The following is a 20,339-nucleotide window of genomic DNA, read 5'->3' as shown; positions in this document are numbered from 1 at the left end:
TGGCTACTTTATCAGGTTTTTATCACCTTTATTTTTTATTAAAATAATCTTTTACAGCATCCGGTGGCATAATTGCTTCGACAAAAGTATATGCTCCTGATTTTGGAGATCTAACCATTTTAATAGCCTTCGTTAATCTGTTAGAACCGGTCTGTAAAGATGCTACTGATTTCTTTGCCATAACTTATCTTATTTGATTTCTTTATGTACGGTCATTTTTTTAAGAACCGGGTTAAACTTTTTTATCTCCAATCTGTCCGGAGTATTTTTTTTATTTTTTGTCGTAATATACCTTGAAGTACCAGGTTTACCAGTAGCCTTATGCTCGGTACATTCTAAAATTACCTGTACTCTATTGCCTTTTTTTGCCATTGTATTCTATCGTTATAAAAGGATTTTATTTATAAAAACCTTTTGCTTTTGCCTCTTTTAAAACCGCAGTGATCCCGTTTTTATTAATATTTTTTAAAGCCGAAGTAGATATTTTTAAGGTTACCCACTTATCCTCTTCCGGAATATAGAAACGTTTTTTAATCAAATTTGCGTTAAATTTACGCTTTGTTTTATTCATTGCGTGAGAAACGTTGTTCCCTACCATTGCTTTTTTACCTGTAAGTTCGCAAACTCTTGACATTTTCTTCGGAATTAAAGTGTTATTTTAAAACAGGGTGCAAATTAACGAATTATTTAAAGAACATACAACTAAAAATCCATGATTTTTAAACCTATTCCCGGATTAAATATGATTATACCGACTAAACTACAAGTACGAATTTTCAGAAAACTAAGATTAGGATTTACTTCATCTTTCAAGCTTTACTAAGAGTAGTTGCCCGTAATTCTTTAAGTAAAAGTTCAAAGGATTTATTAACGGATTTACCTATAGTACGTTCCCGGTTATTACTAAAAGTATATTGATAAGAATAGATATCCGTAGGCGTTGCCAGGCCAATAAATACCGTACCTACTTCAACATCACCGTCTCCTTTTGACGGTCCGGCATTTCCTGTGGTGGCAACTGCATAATCAGCTTCAAAAATCTGTTTTGCTCCCAATGCCATTTCTTTAACTACTTCATGACTGGTAACACTATAGGTTTCTATAGTTTCTTTTAAAACCCCCAAAACAGTTATTTTAGAAGTAGTGGCATAAGTAGTCACACCTCCTTTAAAAAAACCAGAAGCTCCTGCCCTTGCTGTTAAGACCTGAGCAATCTTACCGCCGGTACAGCTCTCCGCTACCGCAAGGGTTTGTTTGTTTTCAACTAAAATTCTGCCAATCAACTCTTCAATAGCCGAATCTTCTTCAAAACCACTAATGATATCCCCAATCAACGGATACAGGGCTTTTATATTTTTATCTAAAGCTTCCTCTAATTGTACTTTATTAGTACCACGTGCAGAAAGACGTAATCGTACCCTTCCTAAATTAGGCAAATAGGCTAATTTTATAAAGGGTGGAAGTTGGTTTTCCCATGCATCAATTTTTTCAGCAATAGCACTTTCCCCCAGCCCGTAAGTCAATACGGTTTTATGGATGATATAAGGACGGTCAAATTTTTTAATAAGTCGCGGAAGCACTTCTGCTTTCATCAAGTTTTTCATTTCAAAAGGTACGCCGGGCATGGAAACAAAGACAGTTTTGTCTTTTTCCAGCCACATACCGGGAGCAGTCCCATAAGCATTCATTAAAACGGTTGCTTTAGAAGGAACTAAAGCCTGTTGACGATTAAGATCAGAAATCGGAGTGGTAATATACTTTTTAAAAATAGCTTCAATATGAAGCAACACCTCTTTATTTTCGACTAGAGTGTCATCAAAATATTCTGTTAAAGTATGTTTTGTAATATCGTCTTTGGTAGGACCTAAACCTCCGGTAATTAAAATGATATCTACCCTATTCTTAGCCTCTTCCAGAGCGTTTAAGATATGCTTCTGATCATCACTTATCGAAGTAATCTGATAAACATCAATGCCAATTTTATTAAGTTCTTTACCTAAAAATGCAGAATTACTATCTACTATCTGACCAATTAGAATTTCGTCTCCAATGGTAATTATCTCAGCTAACATGCTAAGCGAAGTCTACTTTTAATTCGCTAATGGCTTTACTGACCGTTTTCACTATTTTTTCTACGATGGGTAGTATTTCTTCTTTTTTCTTATTGTCTTTAGACCAGGATTCTACCTGCTTAATTTGTTTCTGAAGATCGATATCAAAAAGTTGCAGATTAGGTTTCATTTTATGCGCATACTGATAGGCCATTTGGGGATTGTCCTGATTTACTGCCTGTACCATACTGTCTATATCCGGGGGAATTTCTTCCAGAAAAGTTTGTACTAATACATTAATAAAATCTTCATCACCGCCTGACAATTCATTTACATTTTTTAAGCTGTAAGATTTACTCATTATTTTACCTGTATTGCAAAAATTTGTTTGTTTTCAATATATCCTTCCAGCTTATCATCTGTGTTAACAGCCCCTACACCCGCTGGTGTTCCTGTAAAGATAATGTCTCCGATCTTTAAAGTAAAATATTTTGAGACATATTCTATAATTTCGTCAATTTTCCAAAGCATAAAACTGGTGTTTCCATCCTGAACTATTTTCCCGTTCTTAAGCAATCGAAAAGAAAAGTTATTAATGTCCATTACTTCGTCTTTTGGGAGCCAATTTCCAATAACCGCCGCTCCATCAAAGGCTTTTGCCTTTTCCCAAGGTAAACCCTTAGTCTTTAATTTTGCTTGTAAATCACGAGCAGTAAAATCAATCCCTAACCCGATCTCATCATAATAGGTAGGAGCAAATTTTTTATTAATATATTTCCCTACTTTTTTAATTTTTACCAACACCTCCACCTCATGATGAACATCATTTGAAAATTCAGGTATAAAAAAAGGTTGTTTTTTAAGCAATATGGCCGTATCCGGTTTTAAAAATACCACTGGGTCTATAGGCTTTTCATTTTGAAGTTCTTCAATATGGTCTGCATAATTTCTTCCTATACAAATTAGCTTCATTTAAATCTTCTTCTTATAAGTTCAAGCTATTATTCAATTTTCGCAGTCGTATGGCGGTCAGGACTTTTTTGGTATATAACGGAAAATCGGCATTTTGCAACCACCCGAAATAACCCGGTTCTTCATCCAGAACGGTCTCTACCAGTTTACCTTTATGCTTACCAAACGAAAAAATCTCCTTTTTTTCTTTATTATAAGCAATAAATCCGGCAAAATCCACAAACTGCTTGCGCGCGCTGAAATCTGCTAAGAATTTAGTATCATTTTTCAGTTCCGGGTAGCGGTCCAGTTGTGCTTTTAAAACTTCATAGGTAGCCATAGTATCAGCCTCAGCCGTGTGAGCATCCGTCAGATCTTTGTCACAATAGAATTTATAAGCTGCAGCTAAGGTTCGCTGCTCCATTTTATGAAAAATGGTTTGCACATCAACTGCTACTGTATTTTTCATATCAAAATCCAGTCCTACCCTTAGCAATTCTTCGGCTAACAAAGGAATATCAAAGCGATTAGAGTTAAACCCCCCCAAGTCACTACCTTTGATCATCTCATTAACCTTTGGAGCAATTTCTTTAAATACAGGTTCGTTTGCTACTTTTTCATTAGTAATACCATGAATAGCTGTAGTTTCAGCAGGTATAGGCATTTCAGGATTGACCAGCCAGGTTTTGCTTTCCTGAGTTCCATTAGGAAAAACTTTTAAAATAGAGATTTCAACAATGCGATCTTTAGAAATATTAACCCCGGTTGTTTCCAGATCAAAGAAACAAATAGGCCTTTTTAATTTAAGCTCCATATACTATTTGTATAACTCAAATATAAAAGGTATTTACGTCGCCTATCCCTTCAATTTATATTTTAACATTTTGTATGTTATGAAACAACAGAGACAAATAGATAATCAGCAATTTTTTGAGATATGGTTTCTTCAACTTCTCTAAATTGTATCTTCATAGATCCGTCAAACTCCCTTCTTTGTATCACCGTAATATGATCGGTAAGGGATAGTTTAATTTCATTAAGGTACTGTAAAAAATCTACAGAGTCATCATTTACAGCGATAAGCCGGCAACAATCTCCTGAGGTTAAGGAGGATAAGCTAATCTTTTTCTGCGAATGGTAAACCCCCTTAGCATCCGGGATACTTTCACCGTGTGGATCCTTAGTAGGATATTTCATAAACCGATCCAGTTCGTTGACCAGCTTGATAGATTTGATATGCTCCAGTTGTTCGGCTACTTCATGCACCTCTTCCCAACTAAAGTTAAGGTACTGATGCAAAAAGGTTTCCCACAAACGGTGCTTCCTGATTAAATGTAGCGCATAAGATTTCCCAGACTCAGTTAATATCAATTTGCTGTATTTTTCACTATCTACAAATCGTTTTTGCTTTAACTTTTTAATCATGTTATTTGCAGAAGCCGGAGAAACTTCTAGATAACTAGCCAAAAGATTATTACCTACCTTAGGTATTCGCATCTCTACGAGCAGCTGAAAAAGCGCTTTCAGATAATCTTCTTCACTTTTAGTTAAATTATTCAAATCAGATTTGTTAGTCATGACTAACTTTTTTAGTTTTGCCTATATAATACAAATGTAATAAACCTAATGAATTTTTTGTTTAGAATAGTAGTATTTAGTTGTTTATTAATATTTCCATTGGGTACTTTTGGCCAGGAAGTCAACACTCTGGGAGTATTAATCACAGATCGACCTGATGCTACTGAATCACCTACCGTCATTCCGATAGGATACCTTCAGATTGAAACGGGTGCTTTTTATGAAGAAAACGAAGATGACATTTTAAAAATAGAAAATATTACCTATAATACGACTTTACTTCGGTACGGATTATTAAAAAATCTGGAACTACGCTTAGGCTGGAACGTTTCAAAAACCACAAGTACCGTTAATATTGAAGAATTAGAGGGGTCTAATATTACAGAGCAAATAGGCTTTACTCCTTTTCTTACCGGTGTTAAAATTGCGATTGCCGAAGAAAAGAACGGGTGGCCTGAAATTGGATTTTTAGGACATCTTTATCTTCCCTTTACCGCTTCTGCTGATTATAAACCGGAGACTACCGGAGCGGACTTTCGGTTTTCTTTTGCGCATACGTTATCTAAAAAATCTGCTTTGGCTTATAATTTAGGAGCCGCCTGGGGGGATGATTCACCTGAAGTTGCTTATCAATACACGCTTTCCTACGGATACAGCCTTACAGATACTTTAGGCATGTATGCGGAGATATATGGAGACTTTCCTGAGAATTCGAAAGCAAACCACTTGTGGGATGCCGGAATCACTTATTTATTAACCGAAGGCATACAACTAGATGCCACGGTAGGCTCGGGAATTACCGAAGGACAAAATATATTACTAAGTGCCGGCGCCAGCATTCGCTTACCAAAATAAAAATATATCATGAAAAAATTAAATTTTAGGTTTTTACACATTATCCTAGTAAGCATTCTTTTGCTAGGATTGGTTACTTCATGCAAAAATGAAAATAAAAAAGGCTCCCGACCGCAAGTAGTTACTACGACTACAATGATTACTGACCTTTTAAAAAATATCGGGAAAGATAGCATTCGGGTACAGGGATTGATGGGTTCGGGAGTAGATCCGCATTTGTATAAGGCTAGTGAAGGGGATGTCAATAAATTGGTAAATGCCGATGCTATTTTTTATAACGGATTACATCTGGAAGGAAAATTAGTAGAAGTGTTTGAAAAAATGGGAAATCAACAAGTTAAAACTATTGCCGTAGGCGAAGCCCTGGATAAAAACACCTTAATAGGCTCCGAATATTTTGCATCTAATTATGATCCCCATATTTGGTTTGACATCGACAACTGGAAGATCATCACCTCCTATGTAGTAAAAAAATTATCAGAATTAGACCCGGAAAGCAGTACGTATTATGAGCAAAATAGAAAGCAATATCTTGAACAACTTACTGCCCTTTCTAAACAAGTTAAAGATAAAATTAAAAGCTTACCTTCCGAAAAAAGAATTTTGGTCACCGCACATGATGCTTTTAATTACTTCGGAAAAGCCTATGGTTTTGAAGTAGTAGGCCTTCAGGGTTTATCTACAGCTACCGAAGCTGGGGTACAGGACGTTCAAAAATTATCAGATTTTATTATTGAGAAAGAAGTGAAATCCATTTTTGTGGAAAGCTCGGTGCCTAAAAAAACTATCAATGCTTTATTGGAAGCCGTTCGGTCTAGAGGAAAAGAAGTTGAAATCGGAGGTACTTTATATTCTGATGCATTGGGAGATGCAGGAACAACAGAAGGTACCTACGAAGGTATGTTTATACATAATGTGACCACTATTGTCGAAGCCCTTAAATAAAAGATTTCTTTAAAACATAGATGGTTTAACACACCTATAAACCTTTAAAATAGCCTATTTTCACCTGGATTTTAAGCTTATGGAACAAAAAATAGCCGTACAGATTGATGACCTTACCGTAGCTTACAACTATAAACCGGTACTATGGGATATTGATTTAACCATTCCCGAAGGGGTGCTTATGGCTATTGTGGGTCCTAACGGTGCGGGAAAATCTACTTTGATAAAATCAGTATTATCTATTATCGAACCTATTGCCGGAAGTGTTTTAATTTACGGTAAATCCTACCAAACGCAAAGAAAACTGGTAGCCTATGTTCCGCAAAAAGGAAGTGTGGACTGGGATTTTCCCACTACCGCCTTAGATGTGGTCATGATGGGTACCTACGGCAGTTTGGGCTGGATCAAACGCCCGGGTAAAAAAGAAAAAAAACGATCGCTGGAAGCCCTAGAAAAAGTAGGGATGCTTGCTTTTAAAAGCCGACAAATTAGTCAACTTTCCGGGGGACAACAACAGCGTATTTTTCTGGCTCGGGCATTAGTGCAGGATGCAGCCATCTATTTTATGGACGAACCTTTTCAGGGCGTGGATGCCACTACAGAAAAAGCTATTATCAATATTCTAAAAGAATTACGAAAAGCAGGGAAAACAGTCATCGTTGTTCACCATGATTTACAAACCGTACCGGAATATTTTGATTGGGTTACTTTTTTAAATGTAAAAAAAATTGCTACCGGTCCCGTTAAGGATATTTTTAACGATGATAATTTAATTAAAACTTACGGTATCAATTATAAGGTAGCTATTAACAAATAAATGATAAGCTTACCAGAAGGTAACATATGAATATTATTGATTACATAGAACTGGTATTCACAGATTATACGCTACGTAACATTACCTTAGGTACCGCGATATTAGGCGCTATTTGTGGGATGTTAGGTAGTTTTGCCGTGCTACGTAAACAAAGTTTGTTAGGTGATGCCATTTCACATGCGGCCCTGCCCGGGATCGCTATTGCTTTTTTAATTCTGGAAACTAAAAGTACCAATGGTTTTTTATTAGGTGCCCTGATAAGTGGGTTATTAGGAACTTTCTGGATACGTGGTATTATCAGAAATACGCATCTTAAATCAGATACAGCATTGGGCTTAATTTTATCTCTTTTTTTCGGTTTTGGGATGTTGTTATTAACTTTTATACAAAAGCAACCTAATGCTAATCAGGCAGGTTTGGAAAAATACTTGTTCGGGCAAGCAGCAACATTAGTCGAAAGCGACGTAATGGTCATGAGCCTGATAACCGGAATTTGTTTGCTGGTCGTACTTTTATTCTGGAAAGAATTAAAAATTTCTGTCTTTGACTCGGAGTATACTAAGACTTTGGGATTTAATACCAATTTTCTGGATATATTAATTACTTCTTTTATTGTCATTGCGATTGTACTAGGTCTTCAAACCGTAGGTGTTGTTTTGATGAGTGCTATGTTACTGGCTCCAGCCGCAGCAGCAAGGCAATGGACCAATAGCCTGGCAGTAATGATTTTGTTGGCAGCAGTATTTGGTGCTTTTGCCGGAATTACTGGTACCGCCATAAGTGCAACGCAAAACAATTTATCTACAGGACCAGTCATTGTACTGGTGGCAGGATTTTTTGTATTGGTATCTTTTATTTTTTCTCCGGGAAGGGGTTTGTTATTCAGGGAAATTCGTTTTCGTAAAAACCGAAATGACCTTGAGTTGTATAAAACCTTATCTTTTATGCATACAATTGCTAAAACTCACGAACGTATCGAACATCCGCATGAAATAAAGATTTTAAATAATTTTTACGGATATAATAAGAAGTCCTTACGTAAACTTGCTGATAAAAATTATATAAATGTTAAAGGATCACTGTGGTCAATGACTCCACATGGGTTCAAGACTGCAGAAAATTTGTATGACCAATCAACTATAACTGAAGATGAATGATGCCCAACTAGAAATACAAGTAATTGCGGCCTTAGTTGCAGTAGCCTGTGCTATTCCAGGTACGTTTTTAGTATTACGTAAAATGGCATTAATTACAGATGCTATTAGTCATTCTATTTTACCGGGGATTGTCATTGGTTTTTTTATCACCCAGGATTTATCTTCTCCTCTACTGATTATACTAGCAGCACTTTTTGGCATCCTTACCGTAGTATTAGTGGAATATATTCAAAAAACCGGGTTGGTAAAAGAAGATACGGCGATTGGACTGGTGTTTCCGGTACTTTTTAGTATTGGTGTTATTTTAATTGCAAAGAACGCCAATGATGTTCATTTGGATATTGACGCAGTTTTACTGGGAGAATTAGCTTTTGCTCCATTTGACCGTTTATCTTATCATGGTATGGATTTAGGGCCTAAATCACTTTGGGTTATAGGAACGATTACCCTAAGTAGTATTCTCTTGTTATTTCTATTTTTTAAAGAGTTAAAGGTAAGTACTTTTGATCCGGGCATTGCAGCAACTATGGGTTTATCTCCTGTAATTATGCATTATGGATTAATGACGGTTTCTTCTATAACTACCGTGGGTGCTTTTGATGCAGTAGGTGCGATACTAGTAATTGCATTTATGATTGCTCCGGCAGCCTCGGCCTATCTTTTAACCAATGATTTAAAGAAGATGCTGTACCTGGCTATTTTATTCGGAGTGTTTTCTGCAATCAGCGGATACTGGTTAGCGCATGGGTTAGATAGTTCGATATCCGGGGCTATGACTACAGTTCTAGGAATTTTATTCTTAGTAATTTATCTTTTTGCTCCGGGAAGGGGTTATTTCTCTAACTGGTATAAAAAGAAACAACAAAAGACGGAAGTTTCTTTATTAGTGTTTTTATTGCATATTAACAACCATGAAGAAGAAAGCGAACGCCATGTTTCACACTTGAATGATCATATTAACTGGCAGAAAACGGAGTCTAAAACCATAATCAATCTGGCAAAACGAAACAATTTTATTGAAATAAATAATCAAATCATCTCCCTTACTGAAAAAGGGTTGCTTTTTACCGAAAAAGCTATTGACTATATTATTACCAACAAAGATGGAGAAATTGAAAGTATGAAAGATCAGTTTTTCCTTTTTAGGGGATAGAAATTTTAGAAGCTTTATTTTGTAATAGCGTTAGCACATCAAAATTAACCCAACTATTTTATTTACATCTAGTTATCCTATCCTAGATCCTTTCCAAAAGAAAGGACTTTTAGCTACCTTCCCTTTGGGAAGGGCTGGGGATGGGATTTATATAAATTGGTATTATTTACGATATCCTAAACTAGAGCCATTATAAATAACGATGAACCAGATTAGATTAGTTAAAATTATTGAATGCGTGGCGTATCTTGTATATTATCTACGTAGGTAGGAATCTGAAAATCTAAAAGTTTTAAATTCTAATAAAGTGTTTGAATATGGTTGGTGCTTTTCTAAATTATTATAAATCAGCCTTAATTCTAGAAGTGATAGCCATTTTGAATCTTTACCAAACACTAACATTCTTAAAATTAATTTAACCCAATATTATTAGAGTAAAATTGAAAACTACATAGAATTCTAATGTAAAGCGTAGAATATTATAACTACAATCTTTTACGCATCATATTATCATCCACTGCTTTCCAGGAAGCAATCACATCTTTAATATCAATAATTGATTTCTTATAGCTATTATTTGCAGTATACCTTACTACAAATTTTTGTCCGATCATTCGCTTGTTAGGGTTTGTTTCTTCCCAAAGTTTATGATGCCCATCTCCTTTGATAACAAATGCAGTTTGATCATCAGTAGTAAAGAAATAAGTATTTCCTTCATAACCATCAAATTGCATGGTGGTTGTATTTAAAGTAGTATCATTTAATTCAGAATTGGAAATCGAGGTAAGACTTGTCATAATAGTAAGAATAAATACAGATGTAAAAATAAATATGTGAATGTTTTTCATAACCTTGTCGTATTTCAATTACTTTAATTTCCTTGATACAAATCTCTATAAATAATACATATAAGTTGTTACATAATTTTTTATTGTTATTATAGAATTATATAATAAACCCTTAATTTTTATTAAAAAACAGTTTATAAGTCTAATTATCAAATCTTTACGTAAAAAATATTTTATTCATAAAATATAGAATCCATATCATTATAACATATTTACGCATTGATTGGGTGGTTTAATAAGATTTTTTTACAAAATTAAATTAATCAAAGTTTAATAAATTAGTTAATTCATACCAGAGTAGTAAACATCAGCAAGGTTTTACTAATTGGTCTAATGTTAATTTGTCAAATTGCTAATAGCTTATCTATACATGTTATAAATATTAATTTTCACTATTCAACAGGTAATTTTCACTATTTAGGAACGTATAAAGCCTCCTTAAGATCAACTTTGAACTATTATAATAAAAAAGGAGTTAGAAGTTCTTCAAGAATTATTACTATGTACTTCTATAAATTTTATTGCAACAACTTTAAAAAAATTCCTCATTATAACGTATTAAAAGGTAATAACTTCTATCCGAATATCAGAAAAAAGTTATCTTTTAATTTCTTTGATAGATATTGATTTACTATAAATTTTGATAAGCTTTACAGTAAATTCCGAGATCAATAAACTAAACAACCTATCCGCAGTAGGATAGGTTGTTTCAGATTAAATTGTTTCTTCTATGAATTTATTTAGTAAAACATATACCATCTATTATTGAAAGGTGGCTTTCAATGTTTTAATTAATAAAAATCGTAGCATAGAATCTTATTTGTTAGCTAATCCACGATTAGAATTTCTATCTAAAAAAAACTTTGCTATATAGATAATACTTCCAAGAATAGGTAGAAATAAAATAAATAATATCCATAAAAACACAAAAATTTTATTCTCGTTTTTTATTACCATATACAATGCAGTTACTAAAAGAACTACATAAAAGATTCCACCAGTAATGATTTTTTCGGGAGTAAGTAAACCCAAATAAATACTTAAATCCATACATATTTCTATTTTAAGTTTTATCCACAACAAAATGCTTGAGTAGCTACACAAAAATGTGCATCCCATCCACAGGAAGTATCTACTCCTCCGAATGAAGAACAACTTGAAATATCAAGTGTATTTAATCCCGTACTATAATTATTAATTTCATCACTTAAATTGCCTATAGCTGTACTTAAACTAAAACCAGTACTGTAAACATAATATGTATCCCAAAATCCACATCCCAATTTCCCTTCTACATCGTTAATTACTAATTCAGCATTAATTTTATTTTTACTTGATGTTGTCATTTCTCTCATAAAGAGTAATAAAATTTTCAATTCAACACTATTAGGGCTGGTTTCTTCGTTTATATATCCAGAGTATTCAGATGATTGCATATAAGGTTTTCCATTTAACAAAGTTATTTTTAAATCTGAATTTGATTGTAAATATATCATTCCTTTTTCAAAACGTATCAAATAGTCGGATATATTTATTAATTTTCCATTTGTAATAAATGGTTTAACAGATTGAAATTTGTAAAGAACAGAGTTTGATTCTTTAACTAACTTTATATTCGTAACGCCCATATTATAAAAGACATTAGAAACTTTTGAAGTTGATTTAGTTAAAGTCAAATTAGTATCTAACTCAAAGTTGTTATTTTCAATATTATTTGCGGTTTCTTCCTCTGTACTACAGGCTTGTGATAAAAGCAATATTATAAATATTGCAAATGATGATTTGATAATTTTATTCATTTTTCAATTATAGTTAGTTTAGTGTTACTCTTTCGATTTTCACACAAATTATCTCATTTACTCTTTTGTTTAATGTCGCTTTTCAATCATACATACACGACTTTGGATCGTAAGTCCGATAAATACATTAATAAAATTTTAAACTGGGGTATAAAGGATTAATTAACAAAATATTAAATAAAAATATATGTTAGAATAAATAATAAAATGCCAAGTTTCTAATAAAAACACATGAAATAGTTTTTTAGTAATAACATAATAAGTTATTTAATTCATTAAAAATTCAATAGTTTAAATAACTTACATTCAAATTTAAATGTTGTTTCCAGAGTATCTCAATTTTTTTCGTAACTTAACTAATACCTTTAAAAATTAACGAAATCAATTGACAATTACATCTTTGTAAATATAAAGTATTAAATAATAATAAAGAAACTATTTTATTTTCAATCCTAGAATTCCCCATAAATAATTATTTATCTATGAATATATGATTGAATTTAACAATTAATAAATTTTATCAGTTATATTGAAATTACTTCAACTGCTAATATCTTTCAACGTTTTAAATCTATAAAGTTACTATAACAACTTTACTGCTTTTTGTTTAGCCTTCCCTTTACATCTCAATATTTAAACATAACTAACTAAAATAGAGTAATGTATAAACGTGTATAGAATTAATTATTTTGTATCACTTTCTAATTGGAGTAAAAAATTTAAAATAAAAAAGGTAAAACAAGCCAAAATTTTACGTATTATTGTGATATCAAATTAATATCATTATGAATTTAGAGAAAAATATTAAGGTAGGAAACGGTTATTTATTTTTACTTCTGACTACACTAATAATTGCAGGAACTGTAGTTGGATTTTTAATGACTGAAAATGCATTATTTGCTTTAGGCTTAGTACTTATTGTGCTTTTAGTAAAAGGTTTTTTTACGGTAAATCCCAATAGTTCCAAGGTACTAGTCCTTTTTGGGGATTATGCAGGTACGGTAAGGGCAAATGGTTTCTTTTGGGCTAACCCTTTTTATACTAAAGAAAAGATTTCACTACGCGCTAGAAACTTTGATAGTGAACGGTTAAAAGTAAATGACCTACTGGGAAATCCGATTTTGATCAACGTCATTTTGGTTTGGAAAGTTCAAAACACCTATAAAGCAGCTTTTGAAGTAGATAACTATCAGGAATTTGTAAGAGTACAAACGGATGCGGCAGTACGTAAACTGGCAGGTAGTTACCCGTATGATAACTTCAATGCAGAAGAAGCAGAAATTACACTACGATCAGGACTAGATGAGGTAAATGATGCCCTTGAAAATGAAATAACCGAACGTTTATTCATTGCCGGAATTGAAGTCCTGGAAGCTCGGATTGGTTATTTGGCCTATGCTCCGGAGATAGCTAGTGCCATGCTTAAACGACAACAGGCAGAAGCTATTGTAGCCGCCCGAAAGAAAATAGTAGAAGGGGCAGTAGGTATGGTTGAAGATGCGTTACATCAACTTACTACGGATCAGATTGTAGAATTTGACGAAGATAAAAAAGCAGCTATGGTTAGTAATTTAATGGTAGTTTTGTGTAGTGATAAAGAAGCAGTACCCGTAATCAACGCGGGAAGCCTACATTCATAAATTAATATGAGTAAAAAAAAATCATTTGTTTTAAGAATTGACCCGGATACCTTTGCACAGATTGAAAAATGGGCTGCGGATGAATTTCGTAGCGTAAACGGACAATTAGAATGGATGATTCATAAGTCCTTAAAAGATGCCAAACATCTTAAGTCTAAAACTAATAAAGAGAAACCTAAGGACCGGGAAGATTAAATCTCCCGGTTTACGTTCCAAGCTTCCAAATATTCTTTGACCCGTTGTACAAATTGTCCGCCCAGCGCACCATTTACCACCCGATGGTCGTAGGAATGAGAAAGGAACATTTTATGCCGGATTCCAATAAAATCACCTTCAGGAGTTTCAATTACTGCCGGTACTTTACGAATGGCACCTAGAGCCAAAATAGCTACTTGCGGCTGATTAATTATAGGAGTCCCCATAATACTACCGAAGGTACCTACATTCGTAACTGTATACGTTCCATCCTGGGTATCGTCTGGTTTGAGTTCTTTATTCCGTGCTCGTTGTGCTAAGTCATTGACTTGTTTTGCCATACCTACCAGATTAAGTTGATCGGCATTTTTAATTACCGGAACGATCAGGTTTCCGTCTGGTAAAGCAGCTGCCATCCCCAAATTAATATTTTTTCTTTTGATAATTTTATCACCGTCAACTGAGATGTTAATCATCGGAAAATCTTTAATAGCTTTGGCTACCGCCTCCATAAAAATCGGTGTAAATGTTAGCTTTTCCCCTTCTCTTTTATAAAAACTATCTTTATTTTTATTTCTCCAGTTCCATATATTGGTAACATCTACTTCAATAAATGATTGAACATGTGCTGATACCTGTACGGATTGTACCATGTGATGCGCAATCATTTTGCCCATCCGTGACATTTCGATAATTTCGTCCTGCCCGGATCTTGTTACTACCGGGCTTTCTACTGGTTTTACCGGCGTTGATACAGGAGTAGGTGATTTTTGTTCCTCTAATGCTCCTGCAATTTGAGAAGATGATTTTTTCTTTTCGACATAGCGTAAAATATCATTTTTAGTAACCCTGCCCTCTTTACCAGTTCCTGGAATATTTTGGAGTTCAGCGCTTGATATATTTTCTTTAGCAGCAATATTTTTTACTAACGGAGAATAAAATCCGGCACCTTCCGCACTCTCACTACTTACTTTTTCAACAACTTCAATAACCTGACTTTCCAGAAGATCAGCTTCCGAAATTAAAGGTTCATTTTCTTCCTTACTACTTATACTATCTGTAACAATTTCTGCCTTATCCGAGGCTTCGGTTTCAATAATGGCAATAGTGGCTCCTACTTGGACTACATCATCTACCTCAAATAATTTTTCTAACAGAACTCCTTCCACTTCACTGGGCACTTCACTGTCCACCTTGTCAGTAGCAATTTCAACTACCGCTTCGTCCATTTCAATAGTATCTCCTACTTCCTTTAACCAGGTAGTTATCGTTGCTTCAGCTACACTTTCTCCCATCTTCGGAAGTTTTAGTTCAAATTTTGCCATATTCTTAGTAATATGTAGTTATGAATCCAATTTTTTGCGAAAATATAAAATAGGTCAAGGGTTACTGGCTTTTTGATACTAAAGTTTACCTAAAATTTATAGGATAAATTAACCATGTATATCTTTAATTGGTATTCAACAGCTTATCCTCATTCAAATGTTCCTAATAACCTAATTTTACAAGTTTAAGCTCAAATTACAAATAACAATACCTAAACTATTTACTTTGTTTTATTAACAAAGAAATTTAATTTATAACTGAGTGACATATAAATGTTGAATCGATTCGCAATTAACCGTGTTTAACGTACAACATGATACATATTGAGCATTGGTATTCTTTATAGATTTAATTAAATTTCCAACTGAACTATATTTAGGATAACTACATGTTTCGTTAGAAGAATATTGATAATTTCCATACTCTAGTAATAAAAGGTCAAAATCTTTTTTATTATTTTTGATGATATAAATTAATTCATCTTCGGTTGGTAAACGCCATAAAGAATTATCCATAGGATTCAATCTATTTATATCTTTTAAATCATTTTTTATAAAATGAGTATTTGACCAATAACCAATAACTACATAATTCATTATATAAAAGCCATCTATTGGGGTTCTAACTATAATATTTTCATCTATCAAGGTTTGTAAAGGTATTTTCAATTCTAATATGGAAGTTAAAGGTATTTGTGAATGGTCACTGGTTATTAATTCATTCAAGGTATAATAATTACTATCTACTATTTGTTTAATTGAAGTTCCATTATCAAGTAAAGCTCTAACACTTATGCCTTCATTAAAAAGATCTTCTACTTTAAAACCTTCATTATAAAAATATTGAGTAAGACTCCTTTTTGGTGATTTTTTAGATTCAGTATATTCTTTGGTGAAAAAAAACCATAGTTTTTTAAAAGTAAAACCTTCTCCCATCATTTGTTTAATTGTTATTCCGGAATCGTACATATCAAGAAAAGAAATGTTAGAATTTATAATTTCCTTTAAAGTTAAATAATCCTTTATTTCCTCAACAGTAACACCTAAACTTACCATCTCACCTATGGTGAAGTTTCCTTTTTTAGCTAATTCTATTAATTTTGAAATATTGCGTTCTATTTTTATAATTTCTTCTAATGATTTTCCTTCATACATTGAAATTTTAACATCTTTATAAACAGATTCTTCTCCATTATTGATAGTCCATCTTATAATGTAGTCTTCTAAAATACTACCCTTAAATCTGGTTAAAGAATTTGTCGTGGTTACAAATTCTCCTTTTGTTTCGTTCTTTGATACAACAGACCAGTTTCCAGACTGATTTCCAGTAGTTTGAGTAGCTATTAAATTAACCCTTCCTTCAGATAAGTTCATGTCTGTTATTTCAATAATAACTTCATTAGGCAATGGAGTTGATTCATTATCGTCGTTATTACAACTTAAGTTGATTATTAACAAGATAGTTATCAGTAATAAATACTTTACTTTTTTCATAATACAATCTATATATCTAGTTTTAAAAACAATTATTAGTTTGAAAAAATCTGTAGCTAAATTTATTTAAATTTTAAATTAATCCTTATTAAAATAAGGGCAAAATTACATCTTCCTTTTTGTTAAAAAGATTATGCAAATTCTATTTAAAATTGACTAAGGTCTTTCTATAACAAAATTAGATAAAATTTACAACATTCTTTTTTTGAACGATTATTCTTACAAATATTTAAAACACAGGTAGGAAAAAGTAATGTATGACTCATTTCAATATTAAAAAAAAATAACAATTAATTATGTAAGGTTAAGTAGTTCAACGTTATATTTCTAAATTATTCTTTTTAAAATAATCACTTCACCCCTACCCGTACTCGAATTACTTCCTATTATAAAATTTTGTTCCGGAGGTTTAATTTTAAAAGTAATAAAGGGAGAAGCATTCTTTTGCATAACCTGAATAATTTCTGAAAAACTCAGACAAGCTGCATCAAAAATAATCTCAATATTCTTCTCTTCCTTTATAATCTCTGAAAAGCTATTCACCAATTCAACTTCTTTTTTTACCGTACTTTCTATATCCTTTTTAATCCGTTGGTTAGTAGAAATAAAATAATATCGATTAGGTGACACCTTTCTTATTTTATTTCGCTTTAGCTGAGTTACTTTGGAAAGGAGTTTTACTCCTAAACCAACAAGGAAGCTAGTAAAGCTACTGGTAGCAAAATGCTTTTTATAAAATAGCTGCATAGCTCCGTAAAAACGTGCTGCATAAACTTTATCCTTGATAGTACTCTCTCCTTTATAATGAATACAGGAAATACTGCCCAGATAATAATTGTAATATCTGGCTTTTAAAAATTTGTAAGACAGATCAATATCTTCACCGTACATAAAATAGTCTTCATCAAAACCTCCAACTTCCTGATATTTTAAACGTTCACAAAACATAAAAGCACCTACCAGGATATCCACTTCACCTTCTTTATTTGAAGCTAAGTGACTCGCATAATAAGATTTTACGTTCCCTATTCTAAAATGAAATAGGCGTTGTAAAGAAACCGCCGGTGTTGGAATGTTTCTTTTACTTTCTGGCAGAAAAAACCCGCTACCATCTTGCAATTGTATTCCCGTTAAACCCAGGTTTTCTTTATTTTTATATAATTGTAAAAGGGTCGTAAATGTACTTTCTGCAACTACGGTATCCGGATTTAGTATACATATATAGGTGCCTTTTGCTATGGCTACTCCCTGATTATTTGCCTTTGCAAAACCTAAGTTCTCTTTGTTTTCAAGCAAAATCACTTCCGGAAAAACCTCTTTAACCATATCACAACTACGATCTCCGGAATAATTATCAACGACGATAATCTCCGCATCAATAGTTTGTATAGCTTTACGTACACTATGCAGGCATAGTTCCAAAAAATAAGGAACTTTATAATTTAATATGACTACGGATAACTTCAGAAAACCTTTTTTTTATTAATGAAGTGATTTTCTTTATTTCGAAATAAGAAGTTGTTTAAACCACTTCAATGGTAAAAGAAAATCTGACCGGAAATATATTCTAATTTATTTAAATACCTATTAGCAAACAGGTGGAGTTTATTGAAAAATTAGATTTTAAAGCATGAATAGACACAACAATCAATTATCCTTTTAAAGCGTTTTCAAAGGGTATTCTATTTAAAATACTACGCCCTAGGGTAACTTCATCTGCATACTCGAGTTCATCATTAATACTAATACCTCTTGCAATACTTGAAGTTTTTACAGGCAAACCTTCTAACTGTCGGTAAATATAAAAATTAGTAGTATCGCCTTCCATCGTAGCACTTAGGGCAAAGATAATTTCTTTTACTTCCGTGTTTTTAATTCGCTCAACTAATTGAGAAATTGTCAGGTTTTGAGGACCAATTCCATCCATTGGGCTTATCTTTCCGCCAAGGACATGATATAAGCCGCGGTATTGCCCGGTACTTTCAATAGCCATCACATCCCTAATATCTTCTACCACGCAAACCAGCGTTTGATCCCTACTGGGATTGTTACAGATATCGCAAATCTCTACATCACTGATACTATGGCAAATTTTGCAGAATTTAATATCTTCCCGCAACGTACTCAATGCGTTTGCCAGATGTTCAGTTTGTACGGAAGGTTGCCTTAGTAAATGAAGTACCAAGCGTAAAGCCGTTCGCTTACCAATTCCGGGGAGTTGCGACATTTCGTACACGGCACTTTCCAGTAATTTTGAAGAAAATTCCATAGAGGTTAAAGATAGTATTTTTTACAGTTTTAGTTTTCTTCCTTTACAAAGACTTGTATCGCTAAAGATAGTATCTTGCAACTGTTTTGGACTATTTTAAATTAAGGTTTTATGTTTGAATCACTATCAGGAGAAATGCAACTTATACTGGTCGTATTAGTTATTGCAGTACTTTTTATTTTTGTTTTCTATAATTCAAAACGCAACAAAGAAAAATTATACAATCGCCGAAGTCGAAATTTTAAGAATAATGTTCTTGAAAAACGTAAGTCAAAGGAAAGTAATGAACTTGGTTCGAAATAAGCTGAAAATATTGTTTTTAGATACAACAAGCTATGAAAGTATATACTAAAACCGGTGATAACGGTACTACAGCCTTGTTCGGAGGTACCCGGGTTGCTAAACATCATGTACGCATTGACAGTTACGGCACGGTAGACGAATTAAACTCGTATATCGGTTTAATTCGGGATCAAAAAATTGATGAAACCTACATGCAGTTCCTTACGGAAATACAAAATAAATTGTTTACCGTAGGAGCCATTCTAGCTACCGATCCTGAAAAAGCTATTTTAAAAAACGGACAAAAGCGACTTAACATTCCGATTATTACAGAAAAGGACATTTTATTTGTAGAAAAAGAAATTGATCGTATGGAAGAAGAACTTCCGCAGATGACTCATTTTGTGTTACCGGGAGGACATACAACCGTGTCATACTGTCATATCGCCCGGTGTGTTTGTCGACGGGCAGAACGTTTGGCTACCGCTCTTTACGAATCCGAGCCTTTTGATAAGAAGGTACTGGCTTATTTAAACCGACTTTCGGATTACTTATTTGTACTGGCACGAAAATTGACTCTTGACCTCGGAGCAAAAGAAGTTAAGTGGGTTCCGGAAAAATTAACGTAAACACTGCCGTGGTTAACTCAAAAATTCCTTTAACTAAACGTTCTTTTAAATATTAGGTAAATAATTAATTTTTTACTTGACTTTTTAAACTAAAAAATTATTTTTGCAAAAATTAAAAACGGTAATAATATGTACTGGACTTTAGAACTAGCCTCTTATTTAAGTGATGCCCCCTGGCCTGCAACCAAAGATGAGTTGATTGATTATGCGATCAGGACCGGAGCTCCCTTAGAAGTGGTAGAAAACCTGCAATCTATTGAAGATGAAGGTGATTCTTATGACTCCATTGAAGAAATCTGGCCTGATTACCCTACAGACGAAGATTATCTCTGGAACGAAGATGAATATTAA

The 20,339-nt window shown here is 33.2% G+C and carries 25 protein-coding genes; 10 read left to right on the top strand and 15 right to left on the bottom strand.

What is annotated here, in order from left to right:
- Positions 1-28 precede the first annotated feature (28 nt).
- The 8 genes from NBT05_RS10125 to NBT05_RS10090 all read right to left on the bottom strand — a co-directional run bounded on the left by NBT05_RS10125 (position 29) and on the right by NBT05_RS10090 (position 4,580).
- On the bottom strand, positions 29-181 hold the full coding sequence (locus NBT05_RS10125; protein WP_265769749.1) for a DUF4295 domain-containing protein: 153 nt from the start codon (positions 179-181) through the stop codon (positions 29-31).
- A gap of 8 nt (positions 182-189) precedes the next feature.
- A complete protein-coding gene (gene rpmG, locus NBT05_RS10120; RefSeq protein WP_265769748.1) occupies positions 190-372 on the bottom strand; it encodes a 50S ribosomal protein L33 in 183 nt (60 codons plus the stop codon).
- Positions 373-397: 25 nt separating this feature from the next.
- Positions 398-634 (bottom strand): 50S ribosomal protein L28, encoded by a 237-nt coding sequence (gene rpmB, locus NBT05_RS10115; protein WP_265769747.1) that lies wholly within the window; start codon positions 632-634, stop codon positions 398-400.
- A 175-nt stretch (positions 635-809) separates the two neighbouring features.
- Positions 810-2,072, bottom strand: coding sequence for a CinA family nicotinamide mononucleotide deamidase-related protein (locus tag NBT05_RS10110; protein ID WP_265769746.1), 1,263 nt, complete (start codon positions 2,070-2,072; stop codon positions 810-812).
- 1 nt (position 2,073) lies between these two features.
- Positions 2,074-2,412 carry an Hpt domain-containing protein gene (locus tag NBT05_RS10105; protein WP_265769745.1) on the bottom strand — a complete coding sequence of 113 codons (339 nt, stop codon included), beginning with the start codon at positions 2,410-2,412 and terminating at the stop codon, positions 2,074-2,076.
- Positions 2,412-3,023, bottom strand: a complete 612-nt coding sequence (locus NBT05_RS10100; protein ID WP_265769744.1) for a fumarylacetoacetate hydrolase family protein — start codon at positions 3,021-3,023, stop codon at positions 2,412-2,414. The genes NBT05_RS10105 and NBT05_RS10100 overlap by 1 nt, the downstream gene beginning before the upstream one ends.
- A gap of 13 nt (positions 3,024-3,036) precedes the next feature.
- A complete protein-coding gene (locus NBT05_RS10095; protein ID WP_265769743.1) occupies positions 3,037-3,816 on the bottom strand; it encodes a 3'-5' exonuclease in 780 nt (259 codons plus the stop codon).
- Positions 3,817-3,893: 77 nt separating this feature from the next.
- Positions 3,894-4,580 carry a metal-dependent transcriptional regulator gene (locus NBT05_RS10090; protein WP_265769742.1) on the bottom strand — a complete coding sequence of 229 codons (687 nt, stop codon included), beginning with the start codon at positions 4,578-4,580 and terminating at the stop codon, positions 3,894-3,896.
- A 48-nt stretch (positions 4,581-4,628) separates the two neighbouring features.
- On the opposite strand from NBT05_RS10090, the gene NBT05_RS10085 reads away from it, so the two are divergent.
- The 5 genes from NBT05_RS10085 (at position 4,629) to NBT05_RS10065 (ending at position 9,507) form a co-directional block, all read left to right on the top strand.
- On the top strand, positions 4,629-5,435 hold the full coding sequence (locus NBT05_RS10085) for a transporter (protein WP_265769741.1): 807 nt from the start codon (positions 4,629-4,631) through the stop codon (positions 5,433-5,435).
- A gap of 9 nt (positions 5,436-5,444) precedes the next feature.
- Positions 5,445-6,380: a metal ABC transporter solute-binding protein, Zn/Mn family gene (locus tag NBT05_RS10080; protein WP_265769740.1), complete on the top strand. Its 936-nt coding sequence runs from the start codon at positions 5,445-5,447 to the stop codon at positions 6,378-6,380.
- 79 nt (positions 6,381-6,459) lie between these two features.
- Positions 6,460-7,197 (top strand): metal ABC transporter ATP-binding protein, encoded by a 738-nt coding sequence (locus NBT05_RS10075; RefSeq protein ID WP_265769739.1) that lies wholly within the window; start codon positions 6,460-6,462, stop codon positions 7,195-7,197.
- Positions 7,198-7,223: 26 nt separating this feature from the next.
- On the top strand, positions 7,224-8,354 hold the full coding sequence (locus NBT05_RS10070) for a metal ABC transporter permease (protein ID WP_265769738.1): 1,131 nt from the start codon (positions 7,224-7,226) through the stop codon (positions 8,352-8,354).
- The gene (locus NBT05_RS10065; RefSeq protein ID WP_265769737.1) at positions 8,347-9,507 is read left to right on the top strand and encodes a metal ABC transporter permease; all 1,161 of its coding nucleotides are present in this window, start codon (positions 8,347-8,349) and stop codon (positions 9,505-9,507) included. The genes NBT05_RS10070 and NBT05_RS10065 overlap by 8 nt, the downstream gene beginning before the upstream one ends.
- A gap of 485 nt (positions 9,508-9,992) precedes the next feature.
- Here the strand turns inward: NBT05_RS10065 and NBT05_RS10060 are convergent, their stop codons facing one another.
- The 3 genes from NBT05_RS10060 to NBT05_RS10050 all read right to left on the bottom strand — a co-directional run bounded on the left by NBT05_RS10060 (position 9,993) and on the right by NBT05_RS10050 (position 12,154).
- Positions 9,993-10,355 (bottom strand): hypothetical protein, encoded by a 363-nt coding sequence (locus NBT05_RS10060; RefSeq protein WP_265769736.1) that lies wholly within the window; start codon positions 10,353-10,355, stop codon positions 9,993-9,995.
- An 816-nt stretch (positions 10,356-11,171) separates the two neighbouring features.
- The gene (locus tag NBT05_RS10055; RefSeq protein WP_265769735.1) at positions 11,172-11,405 is read right to left on the bottom strand and encodes a hypothetical protein; all 234 of its coding nucleotides are present in this window, start codon (positions 11,403-11,405) and stop codon (positions 11,172-11,174) included.
- A gap of 20 nt (positions 11,406-11,425) precedes the next feature.
- Positions 11,426-12,154 carry a hypothetical protein gene (locus NBT05_RS10050; RefSeq protein WP_265769734.1) on the bottom strand — a complete coding sequence of 243 codons (729 nt, stop codon included), beginning with the start codon at positions 12,152-12,154 and terminating at the stop codon, positions 11,426-11,428.
- Between the two features lie 785 nt (positions 12,155-12,939).
- Here NBT05_RS10050 and NBT05_RS10045 point away from each other — a divergent pair.
- Positions 12,940-13,794: an SPFH domain-containing protein gene (locus NBT05_RS10045; RefSeq protein ID WP_265769733.1), complete on the top strand. Its 855-nt coding sequence runs from the start codon at positions 12,940-12,942 to the stop codon at positions 13,792-13,794.
- A gap of 6 nt (positions 13,795-13,800) precedes the next feature.
- Positions 13,801-13,989 (top strand): Arc family DNA binding domain-containing protein, encoded by a 189-nt coding sequence (locus tag NBT05_RS10040; RefSeq protein WP_265769732.1) that lies wholly within the window; start codon positions 13,801-13,803, stop codon positions 13,987-13,989.
- On the opposite strand, the gene NBT05_RS10035 is transcribed toward NBT05_RS10040, so the two are convergent.
- From NBT05_RS10035 to recR, 4 genes are all read right to left on the bottom strand, one after another.
- Complete coding sequence (locus tag NBT05_RS10035) at positions 13,986-15,314, bottom strand: dihydrolipoamide acetyltransferase family protein (RefSeq protein ID WP_265769731.1); 1,329 nt, start codon at positions 15,312-15,314, stop codon at positions 13,986-13,988. The genes NBT05_RS10040 and NBT05_RS10035 overlap by 4 nt on opposite strands.
- Before the next feature lie 252 nt (positions 15,315-15,566).
- Positions 15,567-16,808: a hypothetical protein gene (locus NBT05_RS10030; protein ID WP_265769730.1), complete on the bottom strand. Its 1,242-nt coding sequence runs from the start codon at positions 16,806-16,808 to the stop codon at positions 15,567-15,569.
- Positions 16,809-17,135: 327 nt separating this feature from the next.
- Positions 17,136-18,230, bottom strand: coding sequence for a glycosyltransferase family 2 protein (locus tag NBT05_RS10025; RefSeq protein WP_322874171.1), 1,095 nt, complete (start codon positions 18,228-18,230; stop codon positions 17,136-17,138).
- Positions 18,231-18,459: 229 nt separating this feature from the next.
- Entirely contained in the window at positions 18,460-19,077 is a 618-nt protein-coding gene (gene recR, locus NBT05_RS10020) for a recombination mediator RecR (protein ID WP_265769729.1), read from the bottom strand.
- A gap of 111 nt (positions 19,078-19,188) precedes the next feature.
- On the opposite strand from recR, the gene NBT05_RS10015 reads away from it, so the two are divergent.
- The 3 genes from NBT05_RS10015 (at position 19,189) to NBT05_RS10005 (ending at position 20,339) form a co-directional block, all read left to right on the top strand.
- The gene (locus tag NBT05_RS10015) at positions 19,189-19,380 is read left to right on the top strand and encodes a hypothetical protein (RefSeq protein WP_265769728.1); all 192 of its coding nucleotides are present in this window, start codon (positions 19,189-19,191) and stop codon (positions 19,378-19,380) included.
- A 32-nt stretch (positions 19,381-19,412) separates the two neighbouring features.
- Positions 19,413-19,988, top strand: coding sequence for a cob(I)yrinic acid a,c-diamide adenosyltransferase (locus NBT05_RS10010; protein WP_265769727.1), 576 nt, complete (start codon positions 19,413-19,415; stop codon positions 19,986-19,988).
- Between the two features lie 129 nt (positions 19,989-20,117).
- Entirely contained in the window at positions 20,118-20,339 is a 222-nt protein-coding gene (locus tag NBT05_RS10005; RefSeq protein WP_006989959.1) for a DUF2795 domain-containing protein, read from the top strand.

This window comes from Aquimarina sp. ERC-38 (assembly GCF_026222555.1).
GTDB lineage: Bacteria > Bacteroidota > Bacteroidia > Flavobacteriales > Flavobacteriaceae > Aquimarina.
Note: the sequence above shows the minus strand (reverse complement) of the source record. Positions and strands in the feature narration are given on the sequence as shown.